We start from the raw sequence: 17,872 nt of genomic DNA, 5'->3' as shown, positions 1-17,872 counted from the left end.
CTCCCTTATTAATAACGTCCAGTTTTCCCGTAACCATTATTAATCGTCACCGCTTCGGCATCAGCTGTATAACCAAAATCAGCAGTTAAATCAAATACCATTCCTGTATACGTGCTCGTTTGACCTGTTTTTATTGCTCCATTACCACTATTAGAATCTACTGATTTTTGGAATACACCGTTTTTATATTTATTAATAACAGCGTAAGCATATACTCCTCCAGAAACAGAAGGTGCTGGTTGATCTAAAACAAGCTTAGCCCAAGCTGCATGACATTTATTACTGTAACGTAAATAGACTGTTCCTACTTTTTTACTACCTTCGTACACGGCTGTAGACTTTGCATTAAATCCATCAGCATCACACGTTGTACTTCCCCCGTATACCTTTGTTGTTGCTGAATTTTTTCCGTCATAATAACTACTTAAATCAGTAGCTGCAAATGTACTTTCTTGAAAACTAAATAATACCCCGACACTCACTACACTTAACGCACATACTTTCATTAGCTTTTTAAACATTTTAAATCTCCCCCTTAAAATAAGTACGTATAATAAAGACAATCTATCCCCTATGTACGCCCCTCCTTTCATACTTCCTAGAGGCATCTTACAGAAACCAATAAACGTTGTAAATTTCCTTATGATTATTGGAATATACGAAGAATTTTACGTATCCATCTAAGAAAAAAAGTTGAGAAATACACATTTTATAGCATCCTTTATTTAAAACATAAAAGAACCGATACTCGTTTCATGCAAGCACCGGTTCTTTATACAAAATTTCTATTTTTACTACTATATAAAATAAATATTTCTCCACTTAATCCGTTGTAAGAAACTCCCTCGTTACATCAATAAATTGTTGCAGTGGCACTGTCATCCATTTATCTTTATGCCAAGCAATTTGTGTGTAAATTGGTGAGATTGCACTTTCTACATGTAACTCTTTTATCGTCCCTTCTCGTATATCTTTTTCTACTACTATCGCTGGTAAAACAGCTATTCCTAAATCTGCAATAACACATTGTTTAATTGCCTCTACACTAACGAACTCAATTTTATTTGCTGGATACACATCTTCTGTACGAAGTAGCTCTTCAAATAAAGTCCGGTACGAGCACCCTAGCTCTGTTAGCAACAGCGTCTCACCTTCTAAATCTTTTGTAGAAATGGAAGCTTTCTCGAGTAAATGATGCCCTGAAGCAGCTACTATTTTTAATTCTTCTTTCATAAGCGGCTCCACATGTAAAGCATCTTCTGTTTTACATTCGTCCAAAATAAAGGCAAGATCGACTTTTCCCTCCATCAATTGTTCCTTCGCATCTTTATTGGAATGCGCTGGTTTAAATATAAGTTTTATTTGAGGGAATTGTGCTTTAAACCTCTTTAATATAGAAGGAAGTCTATATGTACATTGACTTTCCTGCGCACCGATTATTAATGTACCTGCTATTCCCTCATCATGTTTCACAGCCATTTTTGCTTCGTTACTCAGTGCAATCATCTTGTCGGCATATAGTTGAAACTTCCTACCTGCTTCCGTTAAGAAAAGGCGTTTTCCTAATCTTTCAAATAACGGCGTACCTAGCTCAGCTTCTAACGTTTTAATTTGCGCTGTTACGCTTGATTGAGCAAAGTTTAATTTCTTCGCAGTTTGCGTAAAATTCAAAGTGTCCGCGGCTATTTTAAATGTAATTAATTGTTTTATCTCCATTTATCGTCCCTCTTTTCAATCGATATTTCCGATTGATTTCATCGAAATAATCCTCTTTGTCTATTAATATTTGTATTGTATGATAAAGAGCATCGACAAACAATAAAATGGAGGTATTCCATATGAAAGCACTTTGTTTTGAACAGTTTGGAAATCCGGATGTACTACAATATAAAGAACTAAATGATCCAATCATAAATCCAAATGAAGTTCTTGTCCGTACGAAAGCAATCGGTTTAAATTTCGCCGACATTTATAGACGCCGCGGTGATTATCATCTCGCTGGCAACCCGCCGTATATATTAGGTTATGAAGGGGCTGGCATTGTTGAAAAAGTAGGAGCTGACGTTACGAATATTAATCCTGGAGATCGTATTGCATTTGCTGATGTACCATTTGCTAATGCAGAACTAGTTGCCGTTCCATCTGCGAAAGCAATTATACTTCCAGATTCTATTTCTTTTGAAACAGCCGCTTCTGTCTTATTACAAGGATTAACAGCACATTATTTAACGAAAGATAGCTATGAAATAAAACAAGGTAATATAGCTTTAGTACATGCCGCAGCTGGTGGTGTTGGGCAACTTCTTATCCAAATCATTAAACTACTAGGCGGAACAGTAATCGGCCTCACGTCATCAAAAGAAAAAGCACAAATAGCTACATTAGCTGGTGCTGACCACGTATTTTTATATACGGAAGCATGGCCTACGAAAGTAGTTGAAATAACAAACAGTAATGGGGTAAATGTGGTATATGAATCAGTAGGTTCTACATTAGAGGAAAGTTTTAGCGCTACTAAAACTGGTGGCACTGTCGTATTTTACGGAATGGCCGGTGGTAATCCTGCGCCTGTTGATCCGCGTATGCTGATGGATACTTCGAAAACTTTAACTGGCGGAGACCTTTGGAACGTGCTTACTACGTATGAAGAACGTAAAAAGCGTTCTACTCAATTATTTGATTGGATCGCTACTGGCAAATTAAATATTGCGAGCCCTACTACATTCTCCTTACAAGATGGTGCTCTTGCACATGAATTATTAGAGAGCAGAAAAAGTACTGGGAAGATTTTATTGATCCCATAATTAACAAAATAAAAAGGAAGCTAGATTTCTCTACCTTCCTTTTCTTATTTTTATATTTCCACACTTTCTTTCCCTTTTGCAACGTAGCTCATATCTCCAACCGACTCGACTGTGTATGTTCCATTTTGATATATAATCTTCGTCACACTAGCATTTTCTACTCCAAGTTTTGTTTGGCTACTGTCTAACATTTCGATTAATGTAGTAATTAAAAGCCCATGAACGACAACTAAAACGTTGCCGCCTCCATTTGCAGCAGATTCTTCACTAATTTTATCAATCTCTTCTTTTATACGAGTAGAAAATAATTTCCAATCTTCCGCCTGTTTCGTAGGGTCTGCTGCTCTAATAAGATTAATTACTTCTTGAATAGAAAACTTCATAAGTTCTTCTGGCGATGCAACGCCCGCAGCTTTTCCAACCACATCCCACATATTTTCAAGTTTTTCACCTTCAAAAATACCAAAATTTAATTCTCGTAAATTTTTTCTTTTCTTAAGTTTTAACTTTGTTTGCTCACTATATTTTAATACTAAATTAGCAGTTTCGATCGCTCGGCCGCTATCACTACTATACGCATTCACAAAGTGAACATCTTTTAATCCTGTTCCTAAATTAGAGGCAACTTCCACACCTTTTTCTACTAACGGAGAGTCTGCCCAACCTTGCGCGCGATGATTCGTATTTAATATTGTTTTACCGTGTCTCGTAACATATAACGTAACTACATTCTCATTGCTATCTGTTTCTCGCTTCTTCATTCAATTCTCTCCCTTTACATTTCTATATCAATCTTACCACCTTAATTATTCATTGAGCAAAATATACGTAAGTGCATTTGTTTAATAAAAAAGCTATCTTTCTGTATATCCCTACAAAAAGATAGCATCTTTTATGATTACATTTATTTAACCGATACTCCTACTCAGCAAATGCACTCGAATACTGAACAACTCCTTCTACACCTTGCAGAGCGTTCTCACTTAGCTCAATCACCATAAACACTTCATCTGGCACTTCAAATGGTGCTTTTATATTCCACTCACTTGCTTTCTTAAAACCAAATTTCGGATAGTACTCTGGATGTCCTAACACTACAACTGATCCGTATCCGAGTTCTTTCACTTTTTCTAACGCAGCTACAATAAGTTTTCCGCCAATACCTTTTCTCTGATGAATTGGAGTAACTGAAACCGGTGCAAGTGCTAACGATTCTACAGAAGTTGTACCCTATTCTATCGTAATTTTAGATAACATAATGTGACCAACGATTTCCTCATCTACTGCAACGATTGATAACTCTGGAATAAACCCGTCACATTCTCTAATACGTTTTACAAGTTCATGTTCTTTTTTATCGCTACATTCTTCCTGTAAAAATGCTTGTTGTACAACTTCTTCTGTTTTTCTATAATCGTTTTTTTGTTCTTGTCTAATCGTTACCAATTTAACTTATCCTCTATTCTTTCTTATTTCTTTTTGGATTTTACGAAGCGTTTTTTTCGATCCCCGCTCTATATCATGCTGCATTTTTCTTTCTTTATAATCGACAAATAGTGTATTTAAATCGTATCCCTCTGGGTATAATTCCTTTGCCGCTACCTCCAACGTAATACGTTTTATATTTACTTCAACAAATTCACCGTTATAATATACAACGACGTTATAGAAATTATCTATTTCCTTATAGATAATACCAAAATCATCATAATCTAATAATTTTACACGATCACCGATTTTGTACTCATAATGGTTTTCTCTTTTTTCTTGCACAAATTTCGGTTTTCTAATTTTACTTTCATTCACTTTTTCTAGAGCGTACTCTTTATTTTCCATATACGCTTTCGCTCTTTGCAGTACACGCTCTCTTACGTTCATTTTATTCGCAATCCAAAGCGCATTACTTTCACCTGATTTTCCGATTACTAATTTATAAAGTGGTTCTAGTGTCTCACTATTAAATTGCATCGCTGCGTTCATAAAATCATCATGCATTTCTGAAAATCGTTTAATTTCACCGTAATGCGTACTCGCAACTGTAATACATCCTGCAAGATAAAACTCCTCTAAAATAGAAATTGCAAGGGCTGCCCCTTCGCTCGGTTCGGTCCCACTTCCTATTTCATCAAATAATAACAGCGTATTATTGTTTGACATCCTCATAATTTCAGATAGATTTTTCATATGAGATGAAAATGTACTGAGTGCATTTTCGATACTTTGATTATCACCAATATCTACAAACACATTTTCGAAAATAGCAATTTCTGTTTCTTTATCTCCAGCAATGTGCAAGCCTGACATTGTCGCTAATGTTAACAATCCAATTGTTTTTAATACAATCGTTTTCCCGCCTGCATTTGGTCCTGTAATAATTAAACTACGGTAATTTTGACCGATTTCAAAGTTTAACGGTACTACTTTCCCACTTAAAAGCGGATGCTTACAATTTACTAAATGCATGTAGCCATGATCATTTAATCTCGGCTCTATTCCATCGATTGATTTACTAAACTTCGCTTTCGCAAATACCATATCATATTGACTAATTAACTCCATGTTAATCTTTATACTATAAATGTTTTCTAACACCATTCCTGATAAAGTCGCTAAAATTTGATACTCTTCCATCGCTTCTTCTGCTTTCAAACTTGCGAGTTCCCCATTTAACTTTGTAACCGTATGTGGTTCTATAAATACAGTAGAACCTTTAGCGGAGGCTTCAACTATACTTCCCGCAACTTGATTTTTATAAGAAGATTTAATTGGAATCGTATACCTATCATCCTTCTTACTAATAAAGAATTCTTGAATATACTTCTTATTTGCACTACTATTTAAAAACTTCGTTAAACGCTCTTTTATTTTTCCATCTACAGAATCGATGTTATTTCGAATTCGTTTTAACTCTTTACTAGCGGCAGAATCAATGGTATTTCCTTTTATTGAAAAATTAATTTCCTCTTCAATACTTTTAAATTCAGTCATTGAATTTGCATAAGAAGCTAATACTGGCGCAAAAAATTCTTTATCTAACATAAACTTTTTAATCTTCCTACAGCCACGTAAAAAATCTGAAACGCTTACTAACTCTTCAGGATCTAAAATCATCCCTTTTTCTATTTTTTGAATCGTACTTGCGATATTTGAAATACCGAAAAAAGGAACATGCCCTTCTGCATCTAATATAGCTCGCGCTTCGGTTGTTTCATTTAATCGATTCCTTACTACTTTTATACTCGTACTCGGCTCTAATTTATTTATTAATTCTTTTCCTAATCCACTTACACAATAAGATTTCACTATATCCTTTAATTCGTTATATTGTAACTTTTCAAAAGTCATTGTATTCATTTTGTTTCTCCTCACTATGATTGATTTCTATCATAAATGAAGATACCTACTCATTAGATTCCAATGAGCTCTACATGATTCAATTACCATTTTTATACATTAAAAATATATACAAAAAAGCTGCGGGGATACCGCAGCTTTTACATTTACAAGGCATGTGTAATAACATATGCGGAAATAAGCCATAAAAAACAGATGGCAATCCCCTTATTACACGCTTTATAAAGTATTGTAGGTATCTTCATAGGTTTCGAAATAAATCCATGACAAAATTAGGGGTATGGTATACATAAAAATCCCCTGCTCTTATCCGATTTATTTCATTAAATTTTTCCTATTTAGTACCTACCGCACTCACAAAAAGCACCTCTCATTAATTTATATTATAGTCATTGAAATCTAATTTACTGAAATCATCATACTATATGTTTCTTGAGAAGTAAAGGTGTCAGACTATTTCCTTACAGATTGTAAAGCTTTCATATAATCAACATTTTTCTCAAGTGTCTTTTTTGCCTCTTCAGCCGTTACTATATAATCTACCGGAATATGTTGTAATACATCCTTATTATCATTTGGCAACTGAATCGTTATATCATCCACGCTACTCTTACTATTTTCAATTGTTTTATTAAATTCCTGAATATTTCTTGCAACCTCCGCTAATGTTTCCATATGTACACGGTTGTTTACGTCCAACAAGATATTACTTTTGAAAACTGCCGTAACATAATGCTTCGGATGTTTCTTCACTATTCTTTTCTCTGCATCCTTATCGAAAACAATATCCCCCGTCTGCATTTGTTCAAAAGTAAGTATAGTATTATTTCCTTTTTCTTCATAATATGTATTGTATCTTTCTCGTAAATCATTCGCTCCTTTTTTTATTTTATAGTTATCATTGTTTACCTTTGGAGAGCTTCGTCCATCGAAGGATATTTGAAAGTGTAAATGCGGTTCATCTACTTGCTGTACATAAGCTGTTCGTGTGTCTGGACCTAAAAAATCCTTACCTAGGTCGGGTATTTCAATTCGATCTAGTTTTACAGAAATACCATACTCAGCTTTTGTATAACTTTGTGCTTTTTGTTCCATTTCTTTATCCGATATATCACATGATGTTAATAGGACTAAACTAAACATTATGCTATATTTCATTATTGTTCTTTTCATATTGCCTCTCCTTTTGCTACTACTGCCTATACAGAAATGTCCTTATCGATTTTAAATTACGATTTATATAAAGAACTTCTTCTCATAACCACAAGTGTAAAAACACTTTTTATTGTAACTTTACAATTATAGTGTAATTTTACACTATAATTGTTTTATCGTAAAGCAAATATAATATCTATAAAAATTACGTTAAAAACATACTAATATTTAGTTCTATAGCAATCACATTAAGGAGATATTCTTCGAGTACGAATAAGAGAAGCCACGGGTGACATTATTTATTCCAACGCATCTCTCATTGTTTTAAAAGTCGACTAGTTCATTTATAAAAATAAAAATTTAGGAATGATAACAATATAAAAAGAAGAGGAAGACTTATATTTCAGTCTTCCTCTTTTTTTATCACCAGTTCACTGCTGAACATATATGGAAACTGATCCTCCACTTACATGGAACTGCCCCCATCCGTCCTTATTAATTGTTACAGTATTTGTTTGATTACCCGTCATATCGTACCATACTTCCCCTGCGTTATTCTTTCCAACTTCCATCCACTTTGATCCTCCTGGCCCATCCGAGATTAATGTTGCTAGACCAGAATCCGCATGTACACCATCACCTTCTCTTGTCCATCCAATTACATCTGGATGGTCTAAATAATCACGCTGCGTACCATATGCAAAGTTTTTTCGTGCCGTCAAAATCGGATCAATTTTATCTTTTAACGCTGGAATTTCATAACTACTATTTCCGTTTGTACCATAGTAATCACCATAGAAAACTGAAGGATAGCCCTCTGCACGAGTTAAAATAAATGCATATGCCAACGGTTTAAACCACGGACTTACTACAGACTCCAATGATTGTCCAGGCTGAGAATCATGATTCTCAACGAGAGTAACTGCAAGTGTAGGGTGATTTTGCATTACTGTTCCATTTAAAATATTTCTCATATCATAATTCCCATTTCTTTTTGAAGCATAATGAAAATTGTAATGCAGTGGTGCATCAAATACAGATTGATTATAATTGACTTTCGCTAAATAATTATTTAAAGTCTGGATATCATTTTGCCAATATTCAGCCACCGTAAACATTTCTTTTCCTGTTTGCTGTCTGACATGATTTACCCAATCGCGTAAATATTCATGATCAATATGTTTAACAGCATCTAAACGAAAGCCATCTAAATTTAATTCATTCGCATACCAAGTTCCCCAATTTTTCATCTCATTCGCAACATCTGGATGATCAAAATCAAGATCTGCATACATCAAATAATCATAATTTCCATTCTCGCTAGACACTTCCCAGTCCCATGCTTTACCTATCCCCCTAAATTTATAAATTCGATTTAATTTCCTTCCTTCATCCCAATCCGTTCCGTCAAAATGATACCATTTCCATTTGAAATTAGAATAAGCATCGCCGCGCCCTGGAAAGTTAAACCCTGTCCATGCATTAATTTCATAATCACCTGATACCTCAATATTTCGATTGTTACGGTCTACCTCAACAGCTGTTACAGTTTCAGTATAATCTGCTCCACCTTTATGATTCATAACTACATCGCCATATACATCGATGTTTTGCTTATGTAAAGCTTCAATTGCAGATTTCAACTGTGCTTTTGTCCCATATTTCGTCCGCACCGTTCCTTTTTGATTGAATTCTCCTAAATCATATAAATCATACGCTCCATATCCTACGTCATTTTGCGTAGTTCCTTTATATGCAGGCGGTATCCAGACAGATGTAATTCCTTTCTGAGCTAAATTTCCAGCATCCGAATGCAAACGATTCCAATGATTCCCATCATTCGGAGCATACCACTCAAAATACTGCATTAACGTTCCATTGTTAACTGTATCTGCATACACTTTACTCCCTCCATATATAATAGGTAAAAACAAAACAACCGAAAAGCCGACTACTATTATTCTTTTCAACATATTTACACCATCCCCTTCAAGAAAACGTTTGCATAGTTTATCGGAATTATTATAATATTCGTTCTACAATTAGTAAAGTAGCAATCTCTCACTCTCCCACGTTATTTTTCAGTCTAACTTCACATATTTAGCAAATACTTCAAAGTAGTTTTATTTCACATCTTATTCAAGATTGTTTACAATTTATCTATAAAAGCATGACGGAGGGATTTCTATGACCGACTTTCAAAAACAATTTTTCGCACGATTACATGTAGAAGAAAAAGGCAACGTTTCATTTGAAGATTTACCTAACATTATGTACGCGATGGCACAAACTGTCCCTTTTGAAAACTTAAATATACTCGAAAACAACTTTACAGAAATATCAAAAGAAAATCTAAAAGAAAAAATTTTAGTAAACAACCGTGGCGGTCTTTGTTATGAACTTAATCCTACTATGTACTACTTCCTTAAAGACGCTGGATTTGATGTTCATCTCGTTTCAGGAACAGTGTACAATGCGGCAAATTCTATATGGGCTGTTGATTCTGGCCATATCGCAACCGTTTTAATATATCATAATGAACTTTATTTAATTGAAGTGGGATTCGGATCATACTTACCTCTTGCACCTATTCCTTTCTCAGGTGAAGTCATTCACTCCGTTACAGGAGATTATCGTATTCGTAAAGAAATAACCGAAAAAGGAAACTATACTTTAGAGATGCGTAAAAATAATGAGTTTTTGGATCAATCTTCTGCTGATGATTGGACGTTAGGCTATGCATTTTATTTAGAAGAAGTCACTGAAGAAAAAGCAAATGCGGCACAAAAAATTATCGTTGAACATGAGGGCTCACCATTTAATAAAGTACCTCTTATTGTAAAACTAACTGAAGATGGGCATGCATCATTAACGAAGGATGGTCTCACAATAGCAAAAAACGGTAAAAAAACGAAAGAAAACATTACAAATGGGCAATATAAAAATCTTTTACATGCAAAATTCGGAATTACATTATAATTTTTCAAGCCTTGCCATTTTAGCAAGGCTTTTCAATTTTCAGCAGGGATTTTTTGCAATTTGTTGTATTTCATAGTTATATAGGAATATAACTACATATTTAGAAAGGAAATGATTATGACTGAACTTAAAGAGCGACTACAAGTAGATGAGAAAGAGAAATGGGATTTAACGGATATTTACGATACCATTGAAGATTGGGAAAGCGATTTTCATAAAATTGAAGTATTAACGAATGAATTACACGAGTTTAATGGAAACATTCACGATGGCAATAGTTTATTAGCCTATTTAACAAAGAGCGAAGAAATATCTAGCATAATATCTTTAATGTTTGCTTATGCACGATTACAATCTGATCTTGATACGCGTGATACTGACGCTCAATCTCTTGTTGATAAAGTGTCACAATTGCACGTGAAAGTAAGTGCGGCTAAATCTTTCTTTTCTCCATTCTTACTTAGCATAGATGAAGACACATTACATTCTTACATAGAAGAAGCAGAAGGCTTACAATATTATAAAGAAGACTTATTTGAATTATATCGTTATAAAAAACACGTATTGAATAAGGACCAAGAAGAGATTTTATCACAAATGGGTGAAGCACTTTCCTCTCCTCAGCATACATACGGCATGTTAAATAATGCAGATATACTATTTGGAGAAATTACAAATGATGATGGAGAAAAAGTAAATTTAACACGCGGGATGTATGCAAAGTTAATAGAAGATGAGAATCGCGAGAAACGTAAAGAAGCCTATAAAGCTTATTACAAGCCATACGTACAATTAAAAAATTCTATCGCTTCTACTTTATCTGCTGCTATTAAAAATAATGTTACTGTTTCAAAGCTAAGAAACTATCCATCAGCTTTAGAAAAATCATTATTTGGCGACATGGTTCCAAAAGAAGTATATGAAAATTTAATTGATACGACGAAAAAAAACATTCAATCACTACATACTTATAATGAACTTCGAAAAGAAAAATTAAATGTAGATGAACTACGCCAGTACGATTTGAGCGTTGATTTAGTAGCGGGTGTAAAACAAGACATTCCATATGACAAAGCGTTTGACATCATGATTGAATCACTAGCTCCATTAGGTGAAGAATATATTGAAACATTAAAAAACTTTAAAGATAAACGTTATATTGATGTGAGAGAAACGCCAGGAAAACGTTCCGGTGCTTATAACTTTGGTGTGTACGGTGTTCATCCTTTCATTCTTTTAAATCATCACGATGATTTAAATAGCCTTTTCACTCTCACTCATGAATGTGGACACGGTATGCATACGCACTACTCACACGGATACCAACCAAGAATTTCTGCACACTATACTATTTTTGTTGCAGAAGTCGCTTCTACAGTAAATGAAGTGCTATTAATTCATCATTTATTAAAAGAAGCAAAAGATGCTAATGTACGTAATCATTTAGTAAACCATTTCATCGATAAATTTAAAGGCACTTTCTTTACACAAATCATGTTCGCTGAGTTTGAAAAAATCACACATGAAATGGCGCAGAAAGGTAAACCATTAAATGCCCAAGTCTTTAGCGAAGTTTATGAAAACTTGTTTAGAGAGTATAATGGTGACTCCCTCGTATTTGACGAAGAAGTAAAATACGGATGGGCTAGAATACCGCATTTCTACCGTCCATTTTACGTATACAAATATGCAACTGGATTCGCTTCTGCAATCCAAATTGCCGATAAATTATTGAGCGGCGATCCAAATGCTCAAAAACATTATATTGAATTCCTTAAAAGTGGAAGTTCAGACTACCCATTAAACTTATTGAAAAAAACTGGTGTCGATTTAACTACTCCTGAACCGATTGAGAGTGCACTAAATCGTTTTAGCTCACTTGTTGAAGAGTTTTCAACTCTATAAAAAAGAAGAGCCTCTCGCTAGAGGCTCTTTCTCTTTTATGCTCCCTTTCCTTCTATTAAATCATTCGCCATTTTCCTAAACTCTTGATTAAATGCATCATTCATACCATTTTGAACGTTAGAGAATAATATGACGAACGTTTTTTTATCCCAGTTAAAATTATTAAAAGTATTCCAACCTGCTAATACGCCGTGGTTATGATAATAATCTGGATACGTATAGAAACTAAATCCATATTTTCTTGCTGGTGATGCAGTAAACATATCTATTACACTTTGTTTCGATAACAGTTTTCCATCCATTATTGCCTCATCTAGTCTTTTCATATCTTCAACAGTCGTATACATTTCACCACACCCATACAACCAGTTCATTTTCAAACGGGGTGTAGCTATTAACTCATTATCTTTTCTCGTATAACCTTCTGCTAAAAAAATATCTTCAGGAAGAGTTGCCCCCATTCCAGACTCATGCATTTCAACAGGAGTAAAAATATTTTCTTTCACATATTCAGCGAGCGGTTTATTTGCTATTTTTTCTACAATATACGCAAGTACCATATAATTATAGTCTGTATATTTCCATCCTGTACCTGCAGGAAATTGCAATTTTTGCGCGCCAATCCACGTTACTAACTTTAATCGTGACGCCGCATCAACCCTACCTTGTCCCTGATCTGGTAACCCGGACGTATGTGTTAACAAATTTCGTAACGTAATGTTTTTATCTGCTGGAAACGATGGAATATACTTATTTACATTATCTTCAATATTTAATTTCCCTTTTTCCTTTAGCTGCATAATAGATATTGCAACGACTGTTTTCGTAATAGAACCAATACGATATTTCGTTCTTGGCGTTGTCGCTACTTCATCTTTCACATTTGCATACCCATAACCTTTTCGTAAAATCACATGGTCTTTACTAGCTACAAGAACACTCCCATTAAATCCTTTATCTTTTAAATATTGATCTAGTTTTCCAGCTACAACTTCATAGTGCTTTTTCTCATTGGCATCAACTTCTTGCATATCGTCCTTTTGCTTACTATTTACATTAGAAAATGCCTTTATATCATATTTCTTTCCTTTACTTGCATGTATGAGTGCAACGACACTCCCACAAAAAATAGCAAAAATAAAGAAAACGATTAACCATTTCTTTAACATAATAGGAACCCTCTTTTATCTAGTTTCACTTAACGCACATCCATTCTATTCTATATCTATTAATTTTCAATTTTTTATAATAACTATCTATTATTCATCCAAGTGAACTAGATTCCCTTTTCTCATATTCAGTTTTTGGCTACTCTCTATTGTATTTCTTTCTTGCAAAATTTCCACCTTACAATCGGATGCACCCTACTATAATTTCAATATCTTATGTAACATTTGTTACACACTATAAAAACAGAGTTGTTAAGATGAAAAATACAGATAGAGATAATCGTTTAGATGATATAATGTTTTATTATCCTACAATAAAATATAGTTATAATTTAATATTAAGTAAAATGGATTATAACTTTAAAGGGAAATGCTACTGAAAATTTTCAATCAAAATAAATCATGCAAATAACGATACAGAAAAACAACTCATTATGTCTAAAATTACAGGCAATGCACATCATTGAAAATAAATCTCATTTATGTTTTGATTATACAACAAATAAAAAAAGAAATGTCGCTCATTCGGCATTTCTTTAGATTTTCTTCATAAAAAATTTACATTGCTAACTTCCCTTTATTTTTGGTTTTTTGTTTTTTCTATATAAACTGACTGCTGAGATACATAGTAATACTACTATACACAACCACGCATACGTATACCCTTTTTTATCTACAATATAACCAAATAAAATAGGTGCAACAATAATAGCAATTTGATTGAATGTAAGTGCCAAACTAACTGTTATCCCAACGGAATCTTCACTCGCCAATTCAGCAACTTCGGCGATAAAAAGACTAAACCAACCAATTGAAAAGAAACCTAACAATGCACTTACACCATACAATACACCAGTCGTTACCGTATGTATATTCATGACTAACAATAGAATTAAACCGATAGAAGCACAGACAGCTATAAATAATGGCGTGCGCCGATTTCCATTATAAAACAAATCACTAATAGATGCTAATATAACACGGCCAATCATGCCAGAAAAGAACATCACTGAAAATACTGTTCCGGCTACAATAGATGTGATAGATTGTTCCTTTACTAAAAATTTCATAAAGTGTCCAACTAACACCATTTGCAATGAAATCATACAAATACCCGTTATATATATTGGATACAACTCTTTTTTACATATCACTACTTTTAGCTGCGTCCAAAAAGAAATTTTAATATGTCCTTTCCTTGCATCCACTTGAACATATGGTTCTTTATAAAACATAAAAAATAATAATCCTCCAATTATACAAATGCATGCCATACTATTTATCGCGTAAGTCACATTATATTGTATCGTAAGAAATGGGATTAGCACTCCCGCTAATGCGCCACCAATCGGTATACCAGCTTGCCTTATTCCCATCGCTAATCCACGATTTTCTTTTGAAAACCATTTCAAAATCACTTTACTTCCTCCTGGCTGGGAAACACTATAAAACATTCCTACTAATAAAAGTACAAATAACAGACCATTCAATCCACTTACTATATTAGTTAGTAAAAACGAACCTCCTAATAAAAATGAACTGATAGAAATTAATAATTTTTCATTATATTTATCCAGTAACCGACCGACAAAAAGCATGCAAAATAATGGTCCAACATTTACAACACTTACTAACAATCCACTTTCCATATTCGTAAGCGCATATTCTTCTTTCCAAAATAAAGCGAAAGCTCCAACACCATATGTTATAAGTGTCGCTGTTGTTTGAGTAATCGTCGCAAACAATAACATAACCCACTTATAAGTACTATTCATCCTTTCTTCCATTAACACAATAATCCCCCCATTCTCTTCCATTGTATGAAAGTTCTGATATCATATAAAATAAAGATTCATCATATAATCCATCAAAAAAATTGATACCTTTCCGGAGGGATGATACGTGGACATAAAAGATTTAACTATATTTTACGAAGTGGCAAAGGAAAGTAATATTTCTCACGCAGCGAAAAATTTGAACTATGTACAATCAGGCGTAACAATGCGTATGAAACAACTAGAAAACGAATTAGGTGTGCCTTTATTTTATCGTAACGGAAAAGGTGTAACATTAACTTCTAACGGTGAGATTTTATTAGCATACGCCAAACAAATTATCCACTTAATGGATCAATCTATAAAAGCGGTTCAAAGTAATGGAACCGACCCTAAAGGTACTTTAAAAATCGGATGTACAGAATCTACAACCGCGGTTAGGCTGCCATCTATATTAACGGCCTATTATGAGAAATACCCAGAAGTCGAATTGATTTTGGAAACAAATACGACTGAACAACTAATTAAGCTTGTATTAGAGCGAAAACTAGACGGAGCGTTTATAGCTGGCTCTACTCAGCATGCTGAACTTCATACAAATGTATTTCATGAAGAAGAATTGGTTCTCATTAGTAAAAAAACTTTATCCTCTCTTAAAGACATAGAAGATATGAATTTACTCGCTTTTAGTCACGGGTGCTATTATAGAAGTTTATTAGAAGACTGGCTTCAAGAAGAAGACATCTCACCTAAACGAGTTTTGGAATTCGGGACAATCGAAGCTATACTTGCATGTGTAAAATCAAGTATGGGCGTAGCGATTATGATGAAATCAATTTTAAAGGGGCATGAACATAATTTATCATTCAATCCTTTACCTAATAGATTTAAAAAAGTTCCTACTACTTTTATTACTAGAAAAGATATATATCACTCAGCTGCACTTCAAAAATTTATGGAGATGATTTGACAATGCGTGAAAAGAAAATACGTGGGGTGAAGCGTAAAACAAACACGATGATACAGCGAATTGAAGAACATACAAAAACGTTCCCTTCTACTTTCTATAACGATGAATATTGGTATATGCCTTTACCATTTTCACAAACTTTTATCAATTCGTGTAAAACACCTAGACAAGTAAAACGATTATGTATACAAACCTTATTAAATCAAGCAAACCATTTAATAAACATAAAACCGAGCGATATACATACATATCGAGTTGTTGTTTTCATTTCTATAGAAAGTTTGTGGGATTCGCAAATTATTGTATTTAAAAATGAAGAGTACTTTCATAATTTCTTTAAGAGAAATAGTGCATTTCAAAAATGGATTCCTCTTGCAAATGAACCTGATTTTTGGAAGATATGGGGAATTTTAATTTACCCTCCCTTCCAAACCTTACACTTCCAAGAAGTCATTTATGATGAAGGTAAATGCTATGAAAAAGAAATTTGGTTTGTTGGAGAATTAACTTAAAAGGGGTACTTTACTTCTATCATCTAGCATATTAGAAAAGGTATACCAAAACCTCGGTATACCTTTTCTAATATTTATTTTTCTTTTAACACACTATGTAATCGATCAGGATAATTTGTAAACATTCCTGTAGCACCCCATTTAATTAACAATCTCATATCTGGTTTCTCATTAATTGTATAAGGATGAATTAACAGCCCATTATTTCTAGCCATTTTCATATATGACTCATCAATAATTAGTTCTCCGTTATCATTACGTAAGTTTGGTCCAATACCAACTGCATACTTTTTAATTTCTTGAAAATCTTCATTTGTTACACTTTTTGGTTCATGTGTAATGCCAGACCATTCAACAATCTCATTGTTTTCATTTGGGTAATACCAAAGCAGTTGAACTAACGGAATATTTTTATTCATACTATGAATCTTTGTTAAACTATCTTTACTAAATGATTGAATCATAACACGGCTAGAAGACATGTTTTGACCTACTAAATTATATTTTTTTAATAAAGCTAATAATTTCTCTTCCATTCCTGGATACACATCTGGTGATTTTGTTTCAATGTAATACTTCATGCTTCTTCCGTACTTTTGGAAGATTTCTTCAAGAGTCGGAACTTTTTGCCCAACATACTCTTGCTTAGCCTTTTCTGGATAAGCTTTATTGAACCAAGATCCTGCATCTAAGCTTTTTATTTCACTTAATGTTTTATCTCGTACTTCACCTGTTCCATTTGTAGTGCGGTCAACTGCTGTATCATGCATTGCAATTAATTGGCCATCCTTAGTTAATTGAATATCTAACTCCAAATAATCCGCTTTCATTTTTTTCACTAAATCATAAGAAGCAAAAGTATGCTCAGGTGCATGTCCACTTGCTCCGCGATGTGCAATATTTAAAAACTTATTCGTATTCCATTCATGCTGCCCTTCTGCTTTCGCATGAACAGCTCCCCCAGCAAAGATACTCCCCGTCATAAAGAAAATAACTAACACGCTAATAACTTTTCTCATCCTTCTAATCCTTCCTACGTTGCAAATTTCAACAAGTTAATGAGATTTACACGAAATAGAAGATATACTTTCATCATTTTTATAAGCTTATATAAAAATTCCAATCTTACAAATACAATTCCCCTATGTTATTACTATACTATTTATTTTCCATATCCCTCCTATTCACATGTAACTCCTTATTGATTACAGTTCATCAATAAAAAAAGCCATAAATTATTTAGAGGACA

Annotated in this window: 14 protein-coding genes and 3 pseudogenes; 7 read left to right on the top strand and 10 right to left on the bottom strand. The window is 33.7% G+C overall.

What is annotated here, in order from left to right:
• Positions 1-8: 8 nt before the first annotated feature.
• Positions 9-521 (bottom strand): DUF2690 domain-containing protein, encoded by a 513-nt coding sequence (locus COL05_RS17995; RefSeq protein WP_098669576.1) that lies wholly within the window; start codon positions 519-521, stop codon positions 9-11.
• A gap of 301 nt (positions 522-822) precedes the next feature.
• Positions 823-1,716 (bottom strand): LysR family transcriptional regulator, encoded by an 894-nt coding sequence (locus COL05_RS17985; protein ID WP_098669575.1) that lies wholly within the window; start codon positions 1,714-1,716, stop codon positions 823-825.
• A gap of 122 nt (positions 1,717-1,838) precedes the next feature.
• Here COL05_RS17985 and COL05_RS17980 point away from each other — a divergent pair, with 122 nt between their 5' ends.
• Entirely contained in the window at positions 1,839-2,804 is a 966-nt protein-coding gene (locus COL05_RS17980; RefSeq protein ID WP_098669574.1) for a quinone oxidoreductase family protein, read from the top strand.
• 50 nt (positions 2,805-2,854) lie between these two features.
• Here COL05_RS17980 and COL05_RS17975 read toward each other — a convergent pair whose 3' ends face one another.
• The 4 genes and pseudogenes from COL05_RS17975 to COL05_RS17960 all read right to left on the bottom strand — a co-directional run bounded on the left by COL05_RS17975 (position 2,855) and on the right by COL05_RS17960 (position 7,331).
• Positions 2,855-3,565, bottom strand: a complete 711-nt coding sequence (locus COL05_RS17975) for a histidine phosphatase family protein (RefSeq protein WP_098669573.1) — start codon at positions 3,563-3,565, stop codon at positions 2,855-2,857.
• Between the two features lie 160 nt (positions 3,566-3,725).
• Positions 3,726-4,250, bottom strand: a pseudogene (locus COL05_RS17970) (GNAT family N-acetyltransferase).
• Positions 4,251-4,256: 6 nt separating this feature from the next.
• A complete protein-coding gene (locus tag COL05_RS17965; RefSeq protein ID WP_098669572.1) occupies positions 4,257-6,158 on the bottom strand; it encodes an endonuclease MutS2 in 1,902 nt (633 codons plus the stop codon).
• 453 nt (positions 6,159-6,611) lie between these two features.
• Positions 6,612-7,331, bottom strand: a complete 720-nt coding sequence (locus tag COL05_RS17960) for a hypothetical protein (protein WP_098669571.1) — start codon at positions 7,329-7,331, stop codon at positions 6,612-6,614.
• A 234-nt stretch (positions 7,332-7,565) separates the two neighbouring features.
• On the opposite strand from COL05_RS17960, the pseudogene COL05_RS17955 reads away from it, so the two are divergent.
• Positions 7,566-7,652: pseudogene (locus COL05_RS17955) on the top strand (exosporium leader peptide); the annotation flags it as partial.
• A gap of 92 nt (positions 7,653-7,744) precedes the next feature.
• Here COL05_RS17955 and amyS read toward each other — a convergent pair.
• Complete coding sequence (gene amyS, locus COL05_RS17950) at positions 7,745-9,286, bottom strand: alpha-amylase (protein ID WP_098669570.1); 1,542 nt, start codon at positions 9,284-9,286, stop codon at positions 7,745-7,747.
• 214 nt (positions 9,287-9,500) lie between these two features.
• On the opposite strand from amyS, the gene COL05_RS17945 reads away from it, so the two are divergent.
• Complete coding sequence (locus COL05_RS17945; protein WP_098669569.1) at positions 9,501-10,292, top strand: arylamine N-acetyltransferase family protein; 792 nt, start codon at positions 9,501-9,503, stop codon at positions 10,290-10,292.
• Between the two features lie 117 nt (positions 10,293-10,409).
• Positions 10,410-12,197 (top strand): oligoendopeptidase F, encoded by a 1,788-nt coding sequence (gene pepF / locus COL05_RS17940; protein ID WP_098669568.1) that lies wholly within the window; start codon positions 10,410-10,412, stop codon positions 12,195-12,197.
• A gap of 35 nt (positions 12,198-12,232) precedes the next feature.
• On the opposite strand, the gene COL05_RS17935 is transcribed toward pepF, so the two are convergent.
• Positions 12,233-13,366 carry a serine hydrolase domain-containing protein gene (locus COL05_RS17935; protein WP_098669567.1) on the bottom strand — a complete coding sequence of 378 codons (1,134 nt, stop codon included), beginning with the start codon at positions 13,364-13,366 and terminating at the stop codon, positions 12,233-12,235.
• 257 nt (positions 13,367-13,623) lie between these two features.
• On the opposite strand from COL05_RS17935, the pseudogene COL05_RS31915 reads away from it, so the two are divergent.
• A pseudogene (locus COL05_RS31915) lies at positions 13,624-13,833 on the top strand (hypothetical protein).
• Between the two features lie 99 nt (positions 13,834-13,932).
• Here the strand turns inward: COL05_RS31915 and COL05_RS17925 are convergent.
• Complete coding sequence (locus tag COL05_RS17925; RefSeq protein ID WP_142337548.1) at positions 13,933-15,183, bottom strand: MFS transporter; 1,251 nt, start codon at positions 15,181-15,183, stop codon at positions 13,933-13,935.
• Between the two features lie 85 nt (positions 15,184-15,268).
• Between COL05_RS17925 and COL05_RS17920 the strand changes: the two genes are divergently transcribed.
• Complete coding sequence (locus COL05_RS17920) at positions 15,269-16,111, top strand: LysR family transcriptional regulator (RefSeq protein WP_098669565.1); 843 nt, start codon at positions 15,269-15,271, stop codon at positions 16,109-16,111.
• Between the two features lie 2 nt (positions 16,112-16,113).
• Complete coding sequence (locus COL05_RS17915) at positions 16,114-16,623, top strand: DUF3916 domain-containing protein (protein WP_098669564.1); 510 nt, start codon at positions 16,114-16,116, stop codon at positions 16,621-16,623.
• Positions 16,624-16,697: 74 nt separating this feature from the next.
• Here COL05_RS17915 and COL05_RS17910 read toward each other — a convergent pair whose 3' ends face one another.
• Positions 16,698-17,642, bottom strand: coding sequence for a glycerophosphodiester phosphodiesterase (locus COL05_RS17910; RefSeq protein WP_098669563.1), 945 nt, complete (start codon positions 17,640-17,642; stop codon positions 16,698-16,700).
• Positions 17,643-17,872 lie beyond the last annotated feature (230 nt).

The sequence above is a fragment of the Bacillus sp. AFS059628 genome (assembly GCF_002571225.1).
In the GTDB taxonomy this organism is placed as follows: Bacteria; Bacillota; Bacilli; order Bacillales; family Bacillaceae_G; genus Bacillus_A.
The sequence above is the reverse complement of the archived record's forward strand: the minus strand, read 5'-3'. Positions and strand labels throughout refer to the sequence as shown.